The 16,253-nt window shown below is 70.0% G+C and carries 17 protein-coding genes and 1 tRNA gene; 14 read left to right on the top strand and 4 right to left on the bottom strand.

Annotation, left to right across the window (positions count from 1 at the left end; translation table 11 throughout):
• Nucleotides 1–97: 97 nt before the first annotated feature.
• The 6 genes from AC4D2C_RS04395 (at nucleotide 98) to AC4D2C_RS04370 (ending at nucleotide 4,259) form a co-directional block, all read left to right on the top strand.
• Nucleotides 98–532, top strand: a complete 435-nt coding sequence (locus AC4D2C_RS04395; protein WP_490912895.1) for a DUF2243 domain-containing protein — start codon at nucleotides 98–100, stop codon at nucleotides 530–532.
• The gene (locus tag AC4D2C_RS04390) at nucleotides 525–1,358 is read left to right on the top strand and encodes a cytochrome c oxidase assembly protein (protein WP_490912894.1); all 834 of its coding nucleotides are present in this window, start codon (nucleotides 525–527) and stop codon (nucleotides 1,356–1,358) included. The genes AC4D2C_RS04395 and AC4D2C_RS04390 overlap by 8 nt, the downstream gene beginning before the upstream one ends.
• A gap of 138 nt (nucleotides 1,359–1,496) precedes the next feature.
• The gene (locus AC4D2C_RS04385; RefSeq protein ID WP_490912892.1) at nucleotides 1,497–1,931 is read left to right on the top strand and encodes a hypothetical protein; all 435 of its coding nucleotides are present in this window, start codon (nucleotides 1,497–1,499) and stop codon (nucleotides 1,929–1,931) included.
• Nucleotides 1,932–2,003: 72 nt separating this feature from the next.
• Nucleotides 2,004–3,341: an alpha-amylase family protein gene (locus tag AC4D2C_RS04380; RefSeq protein ID WP_490912891.1), complete on the top strand. Its 1,338-nt coding sequence runs from the start codon at nucleotides 2,004–2,006 to the stop codon at nucleotides 3,339–3,341.
• A gap of 94 nt (nucleotides 3,342–3,435) precedes the next feature.
• Nucleotides 3,436–3,696 carry a hypothetical protein gene (locus AC4D2C_RS04375; protein WP_490908399.1) on the top strand — a complete coding sequence of 87 codons (261 nt, stop codon included), beginning with the start codon at nucleotides 3,436–3,438 and terminating at the stop codon, nucleotides 3,694–3,696.
• Nucleotides 3,697–3,800: 104 nt separating this feature from the next.
• Nucleotides 3,801–4,259, top strand: coding sequence for a DUF5684 domain-containing protein (locus AC4D2C_RS04370; RefSeq protein ID WP_490912889.1), 459 nt, complete (start codon nucleotides 3,801–3,803; stop codon nucleotides 4,257–4,259).
• A 64-nt stretch (nucleotides 4,260–4,323) separates the two neighbouring features.
• Here AC4D2C_RS04370 and AC4D2C_RS04365 read toward each other — a convergent pair.
• Nucleotides 4,324–4,396, bottom strand: a tRNA-Ala gene (locus AC4D2C_RS04365).
• A 112-nt stretch (nucleotides 4,397–4,508) separates the two neighbouring features.
• Here AC4D2C_RS04365 and AC4D2C_RS04360 point away from each other — a divergent pair.
• From AC4D2C_RS04360 to AC4D2C_RS04345, 4 genes are read left to right on the top strand one after another with little or no spacing between them, the layout of a single operon-like run.
• On the top strand, nucleotides 4,509–6,062 hold the full coding sequence (locus tag AC4D2C_RS04360; protein ID WP_490912888.1) for a DHA2 family efflux MFS transporter permease subunit: 1,554 nt from the start codon (nucleotides 4,509–4,511) through the stop codon (nucleotides 6,060–6,062).
• Between the two features lie 36 nt (nucleotides 6,063–6,098).
• On the top strand, nucleotides 6,099–7,586 hold the full coding sequence (locus AC4D2C_RS04355; protein WP_490912886.1) for a S10 family peptidase: 1,488 nt from the start codon (nucleotides 6,099–6,101) through the stop codon (nucleotides 7,584–7,586).
• A gap of 58 nt (nucleotides 7,587–7,644) precedes the next feature.
• Nucleotides 7,645–7,767, top strand: a complete 123-nt coding sequence (locus AC4D2C_RS04350) for a hypothetical protein (RefSeq protein ID WP_490908403.1) — start codon at nucleotides 7,645–7,647, stop codon at nucleotides 7,765–7,767.
• A gap of 28 nt (nucleotides 7,768–7,795) precedes the next feature.
• Entirely contained in the window at nucleotides 7,796–9,571 is a 1,776-nt protein-coding gene (locus AC4D2C_RS04345) for a glycoside hydrolase family 15 protein (RefSeq protein ID WP_490912884.1), read from the top strand.
• Between the two features lie 14 nt (nucleotides 9,572–9,585).
• On the opposite strand, the gene AC4D2C_RS04340 is transcribed toward AC4D2C_RS04345, so the two are convergent.
• Nucleotides 9,586–10,086, bottom strand: a complete 501-nt coding sequence (locus tag AC4D2C_RS04340) for a DUF456 domain-containing protein (RefSeq protein WP_490912882.1) — start codon at nucleotides 10,084–10,086, stop codon at nucleotides 9,586–9,588.
• A 129-nt stretch (nucleotides 10,087–10,215) separates the two neighbouring features.
• Between AC4D2C_RS04340 and AC4D2C_RS04335 the strand changes: the two genes are divergently transcribed.
• Nucleotides 10,216–11,253: a YrzE family protein gene (locus AC4D2C_RS04335; RefSeq protein ID WP_490912880.1), complete on the top strand. Its 1,038-nt coding sequence runs from the start codon at nucleotides 10,216–10,218 to the stop codon at nucleotides 11,251–11,253.
• A gap of 102 nt (nucleotides 11,254–11,355) precedes the next feature.
• Here AC4D2C_RS04335 and AC4D2C_RS04330 read toward each other — a convergent pair whose 3' ends face one another.
• Nucleotides 11,356–12,273 (bottom strand): SDR family oxidoreductase, encoded by a 918-nt coding sequence (locus tag AC4D2C_RS04330; RefSeq protein ID WP_490912878.1) that lies wholly within the window; start codon nucleotides 12,271–12,273, stop codon nucleotides 11,356–11,358.
• Nucleotides 12,274–12,607: 334 nt separating this feature from the next.
• Entirely contained in the window at nucleotides 12,608–13,411 is an 804-nt protein-coding gene (locus tag AC4D2C_RS04325) for an SGNH/GDSL hydrolase family protein (RefSeq protein ID WP_490912876.1), read from the bottom strand.
• A gap of 100 nt (nucleotides 13,412–13,511) precedes the next feature.
• On the opposite strand from AC4D2C_RS04325, the gene AC4D2C_RS04320 reads away from it, so the two are divergent.
• The 3 genes from AC4D2C_RS04320 (at nucleotide 13,512) to AC4D2C_RS04310 (ending at nucleotide 16,204) form a co-directional block, all read left to right on the top strand.
• Nucleotides 13,512–14,384: an SDR family oxidoreductase gene (locus AC4D2C_RS04320; RefSeq protein ID WP_490912874.1), complete on the top strand. Its 873-nt coding sequence runs from the start codon at nucleotides 13,512–13,514 to the stop codon at nucleotides 14,382–14,384.
• A 4-nt stretch (nucleotides 14,385–14,388) separates the two neighbouring features.
• Entirely contained in the window at nucleotides 14,389–15,006 is a 618-nt protein-coding gene (locus AC4D2C_RS04315) for a flavin reductase family protein (protein ID WP_490912872.1), read from the top strand.
• Nucleotides 15,007–15,121: 115 nt separating this feature from the next.
• The gene (locus AC4D2C_RS04310) at nucleotides 15,122–16,204 is read left to right on the top strand and encodes a fatty acid desaturase family protein (RefSeq protein WP_490912871.1); all 1,083 of its coding nucleotides are present in this window, start codon (nucleotides 15,122–15,124) and stop codon (nucleotides 16,202–16,204) included.
• Nucleotides 16,205–16,253: the final 49 nt, after the last annotated feature.

Below are 16,253 nucleotides of genomic sequence, written 5' to 3'. Positions count from 1 at the left end.
CCACCCTCCGACGACGGGGAACCCCATCGCTTCGTCCACCAGACCACCGGCCCCTGCCGAGCAGCACGGCGCCCCGCTCCGGCGGCGCAACGTGCTGGTGGGGGTCCTCTTCGGGTGCGGCATCATCGCCTTCGTCGACGAGGCCGTGTTCCACCAGCTCCTCCACTGGCACCACTTCTACGACCGCTCCACGCAGGCCGCGGGGCTCGTGTCCGACGGCGTGTTCCACGCCTTCAGCTGGTTCGCCACGGTGGCCTCGCTCTTCCTCTTCGCGGACCTGAGACGGCGCGGCGCCCTCTCCACCCGGCGGTGGCTGGCAGGGATCCTGATGGGTATCGGTGCGTTCCAGCTGTACGACGGCCTGGTGCAGCACAAGCTCCTCGACCTCCACCAGATCCGCTACGGGGTGGACCTCCTCCCCTACGACCTTGCGTGGAACGGCGCGGCCGTCGTGATCCTGGTCGCGGGGGTACTCCTGCTCCTCGCCGTCCGGAGGGCCGAACGCCGGGGTGTCCGCGCCGGCGATGGCTGAGGTCCCCCACCACCCGGGCGCCGCGGCGGCCGCGGACACTCTCGGCGCCTTCGCGCTGGACACCGCCGTCGTGCTCGTGTGGCTCGGGCTCGCCGTCGCCTACCTGCTCGCCGGGCGCGCGGCCGCCCTGCGCGGACGCATCGACTGGCCGGCCCGGCGGAACGCCGTCTGGCTGGCCGGCTGCGGACTGGGCCTCGCCGCCGGCGCCGGCCCCCTCTCCCGGGCGGCCGAGAGCAGTTTCACCGCGCATACGGCGGTCCACCTCCTTCTCGGGATGCTCGTACCCCTGCTGCTGGTCCTCGGCGCACCCGGGACCCTCCTGCTCCGGTCCGTACCGGCACGGACCGGACGGCGCTTCACGCGGCTCGCGCGGTCGGCACCTCTGCGGCTGGCCGCCCATCCGGTGGTCGCCGCGCTGATCGTCACGGTGCCCATGGCCCTGTACTGGGATGCCGATGCTCTCGCCCTGCTCCATCACCCCGTGATCGGCCCCCTGCTGCACGTCCACTTCGTGGCGGCGGGCGCCCTCTTCGCCTACGCCGTCGTGGGCGTGGACCCGAATCCGCACCGAGCCGCGGCATGGGTCAGGGGTGGCGCGATCGCCGGGACCATCGCGGTGCACGCCGTGGTGGCGAAACACCTCTATGCCGCAGCGGGCTCCGGCTCCTGGCCGGCCGGCGCGGAGCAGGCGGCGCAGCTCATGTACTACGGCGGGGACGCCGTGCACGTCCTGCTGCTCGGCGTGTTCTGCGCCCAGGTCTACCGGGAGGCCGGGCGAGGCCTGCGGCGCACGGCCCCGTCCGGCTCGCCTGGGCGCAGTGCGTAGCCCTGCGGGTAGGGCCCGTCCCGACCAGGGATCCGGCGCCCCGATCCGGAGTGGACAGAGGAAGCTCAGTCCGCATATAACTAGTTTACCGAACTAATCAGGTGTGGTTCCTGTTTCTGATCGAAAGGTGAGACAGCCATGACGCAGACCATCAGTGATGCTATCGGCGCCGGAGATGTCGCCATCGGGTCACCCCTCCACTGCGGCGAACCGATGACACTGCGCGAGACCTCCTACCGGGGATCGTCGTACGGCCTGGTACCGCAGCCGGCCTCCGGGTTCGACGTCGAACTCGTCTGGGCCTGCGCGTGCGGGTTCCAGCTCTCCCCCGAGGAGCCGAAGGAACTCGCCCACCCCCTCTCCCCCGTCCTGCTCCGCGTCGCCGCGGCTGCAGCGGATGTCGAATACCTCCAGTGGCAGCTCGACCAGCGGACGGACGTGCTGGAGTCCGCGGTGCTGCAGGCCGCCGACGCCGGCGCGGCGATCATCGACATCGCCGAGGCAGCGCAGCTCCGTCCGGCCGACGTCCAGCAGCTCGCTGCAGGCGGTCACCTGCTCGCCGACGTAGGCTAGACGGCACGCAGGCCCCCGCGGGCCGGTCTCGTGCCCGCAACGGGCCCCGTGCGAGGGAAGGGCAGCATCGTCATGAACGAACCCCGATGGGTGGAGCACGCCCTCTGGTGGCAGGTGTATCCCCTGGGTTTCACCGGTGCCGAGAAGACCGCCACCCCCGACCCGGCCGACACCCACCGGCTGATGGCACTGGTGCCGTGGCTGGACTACGCGGTGGACCTCGGGGCGTCCGGGCTCGCCCTGGGCCCCGTCTTCGCCTCGGAGACACACGGGTACGACACCACGGACTACTTCCGGATCGACCCCCGCCTCGGGACCCTCGCGGATTTCGACACGCTCGTCGCGGAGGCGCACCGGCGCGGGCTGCGCGTCCTGCTCGACGGCGTCTTCAACCACGCCGGGCGCTCGTTCGGCCCGTTCCAGGACGTGCTGGCGCACGGGCCCGGTGCCGCTACGGCGCCCTGGTTCTCGCTGGAGTGGCCCCCGGGTGCGGGCGCCGGCGCCGAACCGGCGTACCGCGACTTCGAGGGCCATCACCATCTGGTGGCGCTCAACCACGAAGAGCCCGCCGTGGCGGACTTCGTCGTCGACGTCATGGAGTACTGGCTCGGCCGGGGCGCCGACGGCTGGCGTCTCGATGCCGCCTACGCCGTGCCGTCGCCGTTCTGGGCCGCCGTGACGGCACGGGTGCGTGCCTCGTACCCCGACGCCTACTTCGTGGGCGAGTACATCCACGGCGACTACGCCGCGGCGGTCCGCGACGGCGGGCTCGATTCCGTGACCCAGTACGAGCTGTGGAAGGCGGTGTGGAGCTCGCTGAACGACGCCAACCTCTTCGAGCTCGCCGCCGCACTCGAACGGCACACTACGCTTTTGGAATCCTTCGCCCCGCTCACCTTCATCGGGAACCACGACGTCACGCGGATCGCGAGCAGGCTCGCCGATCCCGGCCTGCTGGCGCACGCCGTCGTCGTCCTGCTGACGGTCGGCGGCACCCCGTCCGTCTACTACGGGGACGAGCAGGGCTACCGCGGCGTCAAGGAGGACCGGGCCGGGGGCGACGACGACGTGCGGCCGCTCTTCCCGGCCGGGCCCGGGGAGCTCTCCGGGGTGGGACGGCCCGCGTACGAGGTGCACCAGGAGCTCATCGGCGTCCGACGGCGCCACCCGTGGCTGCACCGCGCCACCACGGAGGTGCTGCACCTGTCCAACGACGCCCTCGTCTACCGCGTCTCCGACACCACTGACACCACCGACGCGCTCGTCGTGGCGCTCAACCTCGCGCACGAACCCCGATCCCTGGACGTCGCCGCCGGCTCGGTCCTCGCGGGGCAAGCCGCGGTGGACGCCGCGGCGGGCCGGATCCGACTGCCCGCACGGGGCTGGGCAGTCCTGGCCGCCCAGGGGTGAAGCCGTGACCCGGCTCCGGGATCCACAGCCCCTGACCTGACAGTGGGGGACGAGCGGAGGGATAATGGTGCCGGGCACAGCGGAGGAGGACGGCATGCACGCACAGGACCAGGACACCACGACGGTCGACTTCACGCCCTGGCCGCGGCCCGTGCCGTCGCACGTGCTCGGCGGCGTCAAGAAGCTGCTGCTCGTCACCGCGATCCTCGTGGGCCTGCACCAGCTGTTCCCTGCAACGAGCCTCGGCTCCTCCCTGAGCAGCACCTTCACCCTCCTCGTGGTGATGTCCTGGCTCAGTCCCCTCGCGCGGATCCTCGCGGCGCGGCCATGGGTGCGCAAGGCCCCCGAGGAGTAGGGAACGCGTCCCGGTCCGCGCGGTTCGTCCCGAATTCATTAAACAGCGGTACTGTTCGCATCATGACACTTACAAGCGTGCTTGCCTCCGGGATGCTCCCCGCAATGACCAGCACGACCACCACCACCGACCCCGCGGCCGCCGCGGGCGCCATGGCGGGCAGCCTCCTCGTCTTCGTGATCGGCTTCCTGATTATGGGCTTCGCCCTGATGGGAATGTTCAGGAAGGCCGGGGAACCCAAGTGGGCCGCCTTCGTCCCGCTCTACAACATCATCGTCCTGCTGAGGATCTCCGGCCTCTCGCCGTGGCTGGTCCTCCTCGCGTTCATCCCCGTCGCGAACATCGTGCTCGCCGTCCTGCTGTCCATCAACACGGCGAAGGTCTTCGGCAAGGGTGTAGGCACGGCTGTGCTGCTCTTCTTCTTCAGCACCATCGTGTACTTCGTCCTCTCGTACGGGGACGCGCGCTACCTCGGCCGCGACGCCGCCCGCCACCCGCTCGGCCAGGCCCCGCAGCAGGCCGGCGTCGACCAGTCCTTGAAGGCGGGTCAGTACCAGTCCTGATCCCTCCGACAACGAAGAAGCGAGGCCCCGGCGACGGGGGCCTCGCTTCTTCTTCCGGAAACCGTGGAGCTTAGGGGAATCGAACCCCTGACCTTTTCATTGCGAACGAAACGCTCTACCAACTGAGCTAAAGCCCCGTACACCACTTCCGAACACCAACACTGTACCTGCGGGAGCCCGCTTGGCCCAAAGCGATCCGGTGCGGACCTCCGGACCGGGAGCGTCAGGAGCCCGGCGTAGTCTTTCCCCATGTCCACCGACCCCTCCAAGGCAGCCGCTGCCCTGCCCCGGAACGACGACGTGAGGCCCTGGCCGGCGCTGTGGTCGCTCGTCATCGGCTTCTTCATGATCCTCGTCGATTCGACGATCGTCTCGGTCGCCACCCCCGCCATCATGGAGGGCCTCGGGGCCGGCATCGACAGCGTGATCTGGGTGACCAGTGCGTATCTGCTGGCCTACGCCGTGCCGCTGCTCGTGGCAGGGCGGCTCGGCGACCGGTTCGGGCCGAAGCGCGTCTACCTGGTCGGCCTCGTGGTCTTCACCCTCTCCAGCGCCTGGTGCGGCCTGTCCGGCACGGTGGAGGCGCTCATCGTCGCCCGCGTCCTGCAGGGCCTGGGCGCCGCGCTCATGACGCCGCAGACCATGTCCGTCATCACCCGCATCTTCCCGCCCGAGCGCCGCGGCGCCGCGATGGGCCTGTGGGGATCCGTCGCCGGCATCGCCACCCTCGTGGGACCGGTCCTCGGCGGCGTGCTCGTCGACACCGCCGGGTGGGAGTGGATCTTCTTCATCAACGTGCCGGTCGGCGTCGTGGGGTTCATCCTCGCCTCCCGCCTCGTCCCCACCCTGCCGACGACGTCGCACCGCTTCGACATGCTCGGCGTGTTCCTCAGCGCGGCCGGCCTGTTCTGCCTGGTGTTCGGCATCCAGGAGGCTGAGAGCTACGACTGGGGCATCATCGCCGGGCCCCTGTCCGTGTGGTCGCTGATCATCACCGGCCTCGTGCTGCTCGTGGCCTTCGTGGTGTGGCAGAAGGTCAACCGCGGTGAGCCGCTGGTGCCGCTGAAGCTCTTCCGCGACCGCAACTTCTCGCTCGCCAACATCTCGATCACCGCCATGGGCTTCGCGATCACCACCATGACGCTGCCTCTGATGCTCTACGCGCAGACCGTCCGCGGGCTCTCACCGACCCAGGCCGCGCTCCTGCTGACCCCCATGGCCGTCATCTCTGGCGTCCTCGCTCCGTTCGTCGGCAGGTACGTGCAGCGCAGCAACCCGAAGTACATCGCGATCGCCGGGTTCGCCGGCCTGTCGGTGTCCCTGTTCTGGCTGGGCTCCATCCTCACCCCCGACGTCCCGATCTGGCAGCTCCTGCTGCCGGTCTCGCTGCTCGGCCTCTCCAGCGCCGGCATCTGGGCACCGGTGTCGCTGACGGCTACCCGCAACCTCGCCCCGTCGCTCGCCGGGGCAGGCTCCGGCGTCTACAACACCACGCGCCAGATGGGCGCGGTCCTCGGCAGCGCCGCCATCGCGGCCATGATGCAGTCACGCCTGACGGCCAACCTCGATGGCGGCGGGATGAGCGCCACCCCGTCCGCAGCCCTGCCGGACGAGGCGAAGGCCGGGTACGCCCTGTCGATGGGCCAGTCGCTCTACCTGCCCGCGATCGTCATCGTCATCGGCTTCGCCGCAGCCCTGTTCTTCGCACGGCCCCAGCAGAACCGCGTGTGGGACCGGGATACGGGCGCCGTGGGCGTGGCGCCGTCGGACCGCCGGGAAGCAGCGACACCCGCCGATACGTAAGCCGTTGCCCCGGTGAACCGCCGGTAGTCTCGTGCCATGGCCGATGAGATGAAGGACACGCCCGAGGATGCCCCGAAGGACGCCGGGAAGGACCCGGTGAAGGACGCGTCGGACGACTTCGCCGTCCGTCACCACACCTCCCCGTCCGGCCTGGAGTACACGACCACCACCGGGCGGCTGGTCCTCCGGCGCGAGGAGACGAAGGACGGCAGGTCCGACGGCTTCAAGCCGAAGGCCGAGATCTTCATCGTCGCCTACACGAAGCAGGACGCCGAGCCGGGCCGTCCCGTGACCTTCGCCTTCAACGGCGGCCCGGGGTCGGCCTCGGTGTGGCTGCACCTGGGGCTTCTCGGCCCCCGCCTCGTCGATTCCGGTGACGTGGGGGCCATGACCACCGCACCGTTCGGGCTCGTCGACAACCCCGAGTCGCTGCTCGAGTCCAGCGACCTGGTGATGATCGATCCCGTCAGCACCGGGTACTCCCGTGTGGTGGAGGGCGAGAAGACCGACGAGTTCCACGCCTTCGTCCAGGACAGGGACCTGGTGGCGGAGGTCATCCGCCTCTGGACAACGCGCAACAACCGCTGGCTCTCCCCCAAGTACATCGTCGGGGAGTCCTACGGGACGCTACGCGCCGTCGCGGTGGCCGGGCGCCTTTTCGACGCGTACGGGATGGCGGTCAACGGGCTCGGGCTCATCTCGACGGTCCTCAACATGTCCACCCTTCGCTTCTTCCCCGGCAGCGATCTCCCCTACGCCCTGCACCTGCCCACCTACGCGGCGATCGCGCACTACCACGGCCGCCACGGTGACCGGGAGCTCGCCGAGGTGGTCCGCGAGGCGGAGGAGTACGCGGCGCGGGACTTCGGTTACGCCCTGACGCAGGGCAACCGGCTGACTCCCCGGGAGCGGGCGGACGCCGTCGCGCGGCTGCACGCCATCACCACACTGGACGAGGCATTCATCCGCCGCACCGATCTCCGCTGGGCGTACCACGAGTTCGCCGCGGAGCTCCTGCGCGCGGAAGGACTCGCCGTCGGGCGCATCGACGGGCGGTTCGCCGCACGGCCCGAGCACCTGCAGTCCTCGGACTCCACCGACGATCCGAGCATCAGGGCCATCACGGGACCGTACTCCGCAGCCATGAACCACTATGTCCGCGCCGAGCTCGGGTACGAGAACGATCTCCCCTACGAGATCCTCACCGCCCGCGTGCAGCCATGGAGCTACCGCACCTTCGAGGGTGCGCCCGTGGACGTCTCGGGAGTCCTCGAGCGGCTCCTCGTCCACAACCCCGCCCTCCGCGTGCACGTCGACTACGGCTACCACGACGGCGCCACACCCCACTTCGCGGCCGAGTACGTATGGGCCCACATGGACCTCGACGACGCCGCCCGTGCCCGCTTCACGCACCACTACCACGAGGCCGGCCACATGATGTACCTCAACCCGATAGCACGGACGACGCAGCTGCGCGCGCTGAGGGCCTTCGTCCGCGAGGGACGGGACGGCCAGGAACAGTAAGTAGGATGATGAATATGTCCGGCAGTGACTGCCGCCGGCCCGACCGTAAGGACGCATCATGCTGAAGAAGATCCTCTGGGCTTTGGTCCCTGTCATCGCAGCCCGTCTGATGAACAGGAACCGTTCCGGGCAGCCGCCCCGCGCCAACAAGACCCACTACAACAGCAAGTACGGCAGGTAGCAGACCCCGGCACCGGGGACAGGGCCCGATGACCACCGAGTTCAGGGACGAGGACGGCTTCGCCGACATCCGTTCCTACGCTGCGATCGGTGACGGCCGGACCGTCGCCCTGGTGGCGCTCGACGGTTCCATCGACTGGTACCCGACGCCGGACCTCGACTCGACGCCGGCCTTCGCGCGGCTGCTGGATGTGGACGAGGGCTTCATGTCCCTCGCTCCTACCGACGGGTTCTCCGTGGAGCGGCGCTACGTGGACGGCACGAACGTGCTCGAGACGACGTACACCACGGCCTCCGGCAGTGTCCGCGTGACGGATTCCCTCAACACGGGCGTCGCAGGGAGGCTGCCGTGGGGGGAACTCGCCCGCCGTGTCGACGGCCTCACCGGATCCGTGGACATGGCGTGGTCGATCATGCCCGGCACGTGCTTCGGTTCCGCATCGCCGTGGCTCGACAACGGGCCGGATGACCCGGTGCTGCGGATCGACGCCGTCGGGCTCGGCATCCGCGGGCTCAATCATGGACCGATCCCGCCGCAGGGACAGTCGGTTGACGGCGCGTTCACCACGTCGGCGGGGTCCCGCCACCTCGTGGCCGTCATCTCGACGCACGGCGAGCCGCTCCCCCTGCAGGACCCCCGGACCATCGACGACGGCGTGGACCGCACCATCCGCAACTGGCAGTCGTGGTCCGACGAGTTCGCCTACGACGGCGACTACCGCCACGCCGTCCTGCGCAGCGCGCTCACGCTGAAGCTGCTGCTGCACAGCCCGTCCGGATCGATCGCGGCGGCCGCCACGACCTCCCTCCCGGAGAGCGTCGCGGGCGGCAAGAACTGGGACTACCGCTATGCATGGGTGCGGGACACCGCGTACACGCTGCACTCCCTCACGCGGGCAGGGCTCCGCGAGGAAGTCCACGCCGCGGTGTCGTGGATGCTCAAGAACCTGCGGACCCAGGGGTCGGACCTCGAGGTGTTCACCCGGCTGAACGGCGGGACCCCCGAAGGGACATCCCGTCCCGAGCTCACCGGCTGGCGCAACATCGGGCCCGTGGTGGACGGGAATCCTGCGGCGGGCCAGCTCCAGCTGGGTGTTTTCGGCGACGTGTTCGACATCGTCTGGCAGTACGTGCAGGCCGGCCACGTGCTGGACCCTGCGACCATGCGGCAGCTCGCCGACCTCGCGGACCTGACGTGCGACATCTGGCGGCGGCGCGACGCCGGCATGTGGGAGCTGCCCGAGGAACGCCACTACGTCACGTCGAAGCTCGGGTGCTGGAACGCGCTCCGCTGCGCCGTCCTGCTCGCCGAGCGCGGACAGCTGCAGGGGCCGGTGGAGCGATGGGCCGCCGAGCGGGACCGCATCCGCGACTGGGTGCACGAGCACGGCTGGTCCGAGGAGCGCCGGAGCTACATCTGGTACCCGGGCTCCACAGAACTGGACGCCTCGATCCTGCTGCATGCGATGAGCGGGTTCGACACCGGGCCTCGCATGTCCTCGACCATCGATGCCCTGCGCGAGGAGCTCGGCGCCGGTCCTCTCCTCTACCGCTACAGCGGCATGCAGGAGGAGGAGGCCACCTTCGTGGCCTGTGCCTACTGGATGGTGGCGGCGCTCGTGTCCGTGGGCCGCCGCGACGAGGCCGTCGACCTCATGGAGGAGCTGCTGCCCCTCGCGAACGACGTCGGCATCATGTCCGAGATGATCGAGCCGTCGGACAACTCGTTCATGGGCAACGTCCCGCAGGGGCTGAGCCACCTCGCGCTGATCGTGGCGGCCCTGTCCATCGCGGGCAAGTCCTAGGGCTCCGCAACGGCTCAGGGCGTCGCGAAGTAGACCCAGACGCCGATGACCCAGGTGGTGCCTGCGAGGCACGCCAGCGCCAGCTCCGCGAGGATCCCGAGACCCGTCGCCTTCAGGGCGTGCAGGCTCGAGGTCAGCGCGGCTCGGGCCTCCCGCTGCCGTACGTACTCGCTCGCGAACAGGCCGAGCGCGAAGCCGACGAACAGGCCGACGACGGGGATCAGGAACATCCCGGCGATCCCGGCGAGCACACCGATGGTCACGGACCGGCCCGGGATGCTTCGCTGCTTCAGCGTGCGTCCCGTGAGGACCAGTCCGGAAGCGAGGCCCGCGCCGGCGAGGGTGGTGCCGAGCGCGAAGACCACCCACCCCTCCGCGCTGGTCACGGTGAGCGCCCAGACGAGCAACGACACGATGATCAGGACGCTTCCCGGCAGCACCGGGACCACCACTCCTGCGATACCGACGGCGATGAGCGCACCGCACACCACTGTCATGAACACCTGTAGCTCCATGGCCCCAGTCTCGCATTCCGCCACACGACGCGTGTCCCGGGGCACGCCCGGCGCGGCCCCGCGTGGAATACTGGAGGGAATAGTAAGCCACCTTAGCGAGCCTGCGGGCCCGGAACACCAGGAGGACCGATGAGCACCTCGGCAACAGGGAACAACGACGGCGACGGCAGGAAAGCGGGCGATGGCGCCGATCCCACCGAATCGATGGACACCGGCCGCTCGGGCACCGGGGCGAGCAGCGTGGGACACGCCGACACCGGCGCGGCCGGGAGCACGCCCACCGGCGCCACGAGCACCGGCGGCGGCCAGGGCGACTACGTGCCGGGCGGCTACTCCGCCGACGACGACACCAGCGGTGACTATGTGCCCGGCATGTACTCGGACACGTCGGACACCCCGACGCGCCAGCAGGCGCAGGCTCCGATCTCCGCGTCCAGGGACGCCTCGCCCACGCGCGATCCCGAACCAAGGACACAGGAACACACGAAGGTGGTCCCCGTGACCGCCAGCAAGCCACACACCGGGTCCCGCGACGAGGCCCGGGGCCGCGACGTGCCGCGCGCAGCCGTCGCGGGTACGGGTGTCCCCAGCCTGGAGGACCGCAAAGTCCTCCACCAGCGCGAGAAGGAACACTTCGGGGGCATGAAGTTCGGATCGGCGTTCTTCGGCTGGCTTACCGCCACCGGGTTGTTCGTGCTCCTCTCCGCACTCGTCGGCGCGCTGGCCGCACTCTTCGGCGCCGGAGCCAATCTGTCGGTGGCGGACGTGGCGAGTGGCTCGGGAGAGGCGCAGACCACGGGCATCACGGCTGCCGTCCTCCTCGGCGTGATCCTGCTGGTCTCCTACTTCGCCGGCGGGTACGTCGCCGGGCGGATGGCCCGCTTCAGCGGCGTCAAGCAGGGCGTGGCGGTCTGGCTCTGGGCCCTCATCATCGCCGTCGTGCTGACCATCGTCGGCGTCATCGTCGGCAACCAGGCCAACGTCACCGAGCGCTTCCAGGGGCTCGGCGTGCCGTCCGCCCAGGACCTCACGGGACCCGGCCTGATCGGCCTCCTCGTGGTGGCCGCCGTGGCACTCCTCGGCGCGATCCTCGGCGGACTCGCCGGCATGCGCTACCACCGGAAGATCGACCGCACGGACTTCGACGCCCTCGACAGCGCCGGGTAAGGGCGCCGGTCAGGAACACCGGGCAGCAGCAGACCCGCAGGACACGACAGCCCCGGACTCGCAGGAGTCCGGGGCTGTCGTGGTGTCGGGCACTACTGCGGCTCAGGGCGAGGGCATCCCGCCGTTGACGTTGAGGGTCTCGCCGAGCACGTAGCTCGACTCCGAGGACGCCAGGAACACGTACGCGGGGGCCAGCTCGGTGGGCTGGCCGGCGCGGCCCAGCGGGGTGTCCTTGCCGAACTCCGGCAGGTCCTCAGCGGGCTGGCCGCCCGAGGGCTGCAGCGGGGTCCAGATGGGACCCGGCGCCACGGCGTTGACGCGGATCCCCTTGGGTGCGAGCTGCTGCGCGAGGCCCTTGGTGAAGTTGTTGATCGCGGCCTTGGTGCTCGCATAGTCCACGAGGGTGGGCGACGGCTGGTACGCCTGGATGGACGTGGTGTTGATGACGGCCGATCCGGGCTGGAGGTGCTTGAGCGCCTCCTTCGTCACGCGGAAGAACGAGTAGATGTTCGTCTTGTAGGTGTCGTCGAGCTGCTCGTCGGTCAGGTCCTCGAACGCTTCCACGGCCTGCTGCTTGCCGGCGTTGTTGACGAGGATGTCCAGGCCGCCCAGGGCATCCACGGACTGCTGCACGAGCGAGATGCAGTACGCGGGGTCCCTGAGATCGCCCGGCAGGCAGGCGGCGGTCCGGCCCTCGGCCTCGATGAGCTTCCTAACCACCTGGGCGTCCTCCTCCTCCTCGGGGAGATAGGAGATGGCGACGTCGGCGCCCTCCCGCGCGAAGGCGATGGCGACGGCTGCACCGATGCCGGAATCCGCACCGGTGACGAGCGCCTTGCGGCCCGTGAGCCGGCCCGTCCCACGATAGGAGGTCTCGCCGCGGTCGGCCTGGACCTCCATGTCCGCTTCGAGCCCGTGCTCCTCGATCTGGTCGGTCGGCGGCGTGATGCTCTCGAACCTGGTCACGGGGTTCTGGAAGGTGTACTGGTCGGTCGATCCTGCTGCGCTCTCGGAGGTCATGCGTGTTCTCCCTGTACAGAGGGTGTGTCCGCTGCGGCTCGCAGCCGCAGCGGACACACGGGTGGATGATCGGCGGCGCCGGTAAAGCTAAGCCTACTTATTACCCCGGGCGCGGGAAAGCCCGGGCGCTCCGCCGGGGCGGATCGGGAAAGGGTGGCGTGGCGCGGCGAAGCCGTCTAGGGGCGGCAGGGGCGGCCCTGTGCGGTCAGAAGACGACGGAGAAGAACCCGGCGCCGACGGAGAGGACCATCGCGACGATCAGGAGCCAGACGATCGGGGTGCGGAGCTTGCGTATGGAGTCCATGGTGCGCCCAGTCTAGCCGCCGGGCGGGTATCAGGCCGAGGCCGCCAGGCGTTCGCGTGCCAGGCGCTTCAGGCCGTCGGCCGGGCGGACGGGCTCCGGCCACCGAGGCTGCAGGTCGTCCCCGAGGGTGATGTTGCGCAGGCGCCGCCCGAACATCGGGACCACCCACTCCCCCAGCCAGGCCGTCTCCCGGCGGAACCCCGCCATGAACCCCGCATAGCCTTCACGCTCGGGCAGGCGGGGTGTCAGGGAATGCTCCACGCCGAGGATGCGCAGCACGTGGGCGGCGAGGTTCCGGTGCCCGGCCGGCGACATGTGCAGCCGGTCCGCGTCCCACAGCCCCGGGTCCGAGTACTCCTCGAAGCACCAGTAGTCCACCAGGACGGCGTCGTAGGTGCGGGCGATGCGCCGCACGTGGTCGTTGAACAGCCAGTTGCGGCGCTTCATGGGCTCGAAGACGGGGCTCAGCGGGATGTCGAAGCCGGTGAAGAGCAGGGGCTGCGCCCCGGCGTCCGCGAGGCGAGCGACGATCCTCTCGTACTCCCGCATGAGGGCTCCCATGTCGGTGCGCAGTTCGAGGATGTCGTTGCCGCCGGCGTAGAGGCTCACGAGCGTGGGTTCGAGGGCCAGCGCCCGTTCCACCTGTTCGTCGCGGACGTGGTGCAGACGCTTGCTGCGGATGGCGAGGTTGGCGTACTCCCAGTCCGGGTCCTGCCGGCCGAGCTGCTTCGCCACGCGGTCCGCCCATCCCCGCACCCCGTTCGGGAAGCGGGCGTTCCAGTCGCCGACCCCCTCGGTGAAGGAATCGCCGATCGCCACGAACCGTCCAGCCATTCGAGGGAGCCTAGCCCCGCCGGGCGACCCGGGGACGACGGCGGGGCCAACGCCCGGTGAACGCTGCGCCTGGAGGGGTGGAAATAATCTGCGCACCCCCGTGGCTGACACGGACATGGAACACAGCATCGCAGTCACAGGGTCGACCGGCGTCGTGGGCGGCAGCGTCGCCAGGATCCTCGCCGCCGAGGAGGTGCCGCTCGTCCTGCCGGTGCGATCGATCGACCGGGCGCAGCACCTCCCCGAGTCCGTGGTCCGGCAGGCCTCGTACGGGGACGCCGGGGCGGCACGGGAGGCCCTCGCCGGCGTGGACGTCCTGTTCATGGTGTCCGCCGCCGAGGCGCCGGACCGCCTCGCGAGCCACCGCACGTTCGTCGACGCCGCACAGGCGGCGGGCGTCCGGCACATCGTCTACACCTCGTTCCTCGGCGCCGCACCCGAGGCCGCGTTCCTCCTCGGCCGCGACCACTGGTACACCGAGGAGCACATCCGCCGGTCCGGCCTCGCCTGGACGTTCCTGCGCGACAACCTCTACCTCGACTTCGTGCCGGCGCTCGCGGAGGACGGCGTCATCCGCGGCCCCGCGGGTGACGGCCGGCTCTCCGCCGTCGCGCAGGCCGACGTCGCCCGCTCCGCCGCGGCCGTCCTGCGGGCACCGGACGAGCACGTGGGGAGGACCTACCACCTGACCGGGCCGGAGGCCTTCACCCTGGCCGAGGCGGCGGCCACCATCAGCGAGGTGACCCCCGCGACGGTGCGCTTCGAGGACCAGACCCACGAGGAGGCGATGGCGTCGCGGGCCCACCACGGCGCACCGCGATGGCAGGTGGAGGCGTGGGTCAGCACCTACACGGCCATCGCGCAGGGCGAGATGGCCGAGGTCTCGCCCGACGTCGAGCGCCTCACCGGGCGGCCACCCGTCAGCCTCCGCGATGTGCTCTCGGCGCAGCACGGGGGCGGTACCCGTGCGTAAGGACGTGGTTCCCGACCCCGCAAACAGCCGTGCGTTCTACAGGTTCCTGACCTCCGTCGTGGTCCCGCGTCCCATCGCTTGGATCTCGTCGACGTCCGCGGACGGCGTCGACAACCTCGCGCCCCACTCGTTCTTCACCATCGCCTCGGTCAACCCGCCGATCGTCCAGTTCACCTCCGTGGGCCGCAAGGATTCCGTGCGCAACATCGAGGCGACGGGCGAGTTCGTGGTCGCCTTCACGCCGGAGCATCTCTTCGAGGCGGTCAACGCGACCGGCACCGCCTTCCCGCCGGAGGTCAGCGAGTTCGACGCGGCCGGCCTCACGCGGGAGCCGAGCGCGACCGTGCGCCCGCCGCGCGTCCTCGAGTCCCCCGTCGCCCTCGAATGCAGGCTGCACCGGATCCAGGACATGGGCGACTGCACGCTGGTCTTCGGGGAAGTGGTGCACGCGGTGGTGTCGGACGAGGTGCTCGACGGCGCGCTCCCCGCGATCGGAGCCCTCAAGCCGCTCTCGCGGCTCGGCAGGAACGAATGGGGAACCGCCGGGACTATCCGCGCCATCACGCGCATCCCGCTCGAGGAATGGCCGGGACACTACACCCCGGCCACCGCGGCTCCGTGACCTGACTGTTACTTCTGCACAGCTGTTGCTCAGGGTACTGACATAGAGTGGGGAAATCTGCGGGTTAGCACCCCACCCCCGGGCTGGGAAGCCGACCGCGACCCCAGGGACCCCCATGAGCGTTACCGCCACCCCGCGCACCGTCCGCATCTCCAGGCCGAACGACGTCGTCGCCTCCTACTCCGTGCTGCTGAAGCAGGTCCGCAAGGAAGGCCTCCTGACGCGTCGTCGCCGGTTCTACGTCTCGGTGTTCGCGATCCTCGTCCTCGTGATGGGCGCGGCGTGGACCGGGTTCGCGCTCCTCGGGGACACCTGGTTCCAGCTCCTCGTCGCCGCCGTGCTCGGCGTCGTGCTCACGCAGGTCGCGTTCCTCGCCCACGAGGCCTCCCACCGCCAGATCTTCAGGACCCGCGGGGCCAACGACTGGTCCGGACGAATCCTCGCCGCCGGGGTGGTCGGCATCAGCTACGCGTGGTGGATGGACAAGCACACGCGCCACCACAACGACCCCAACACCCGCGGCAAGGACCCGGACATCGAGGTGGACACCATCTCGTTCCTCGAGGAGGACGCGGCGAAGGCCAGGGGCGTCCAGGCCTGGATCACGCGCCGCCAGGGCTACCTCTTCTTCCCGCTGCTCACCATGGAGGGCATCAACCTCCATGCCCGCTCGATCAGCACACTCTTCGCCCGCCGCACCATCAAGGGTCGATGGGTCGAGCTCGCACTGCTGGGCGCCCGCTTCGGCGCGTACCTCGGCGTCCTCTTCTGGTTCCTGCCCGTGGGCATGGCGTTCGCGTTCCTCGGCGTTCAGCTGGCCGTCTTCGGAATCTACATGGGGGCGAGCTTCGCGCCCAACCACAAGGGCATGCCCGTGGTGCCGAAGGACAGCACGCTCGACTTCTTCCAGAAGCAGGTGCTGACCTCGCGCAACATCCGCGGCGGATCCTTCGTCAACAACGCGTTCGGCGGGCTCAACTTCCAGATCGAGCACCACCTCTTCCCGGACATGCCCCGCCCGCACCTGCGCCGCGCCGCCGTGATCGTCCGCGAGCACTGCGAGCGCCTGCGCGTGCCGTACACCGAGGTGGGCGTCGCGGCGTCGTATGGCGCCGTGGTGTCCTACCTCAACCGTGTGGGCCTCGCCGCCCGCGACCCGTTCGACTGCCCGATGGTGAACCGCTTCCGCCGTCCCTGACCTCCTGGCAGGCCCTGCCGGGTCATGCTTCGGGCCCGGGCAGCGGCCC

The sequence above is a fragment of the Arthrobacter sp. TJ-240 genome (assembly GCF_058269195.1).
This window is presented reverse-complemented; position numbering and strand designations above follow the sequence as displayed.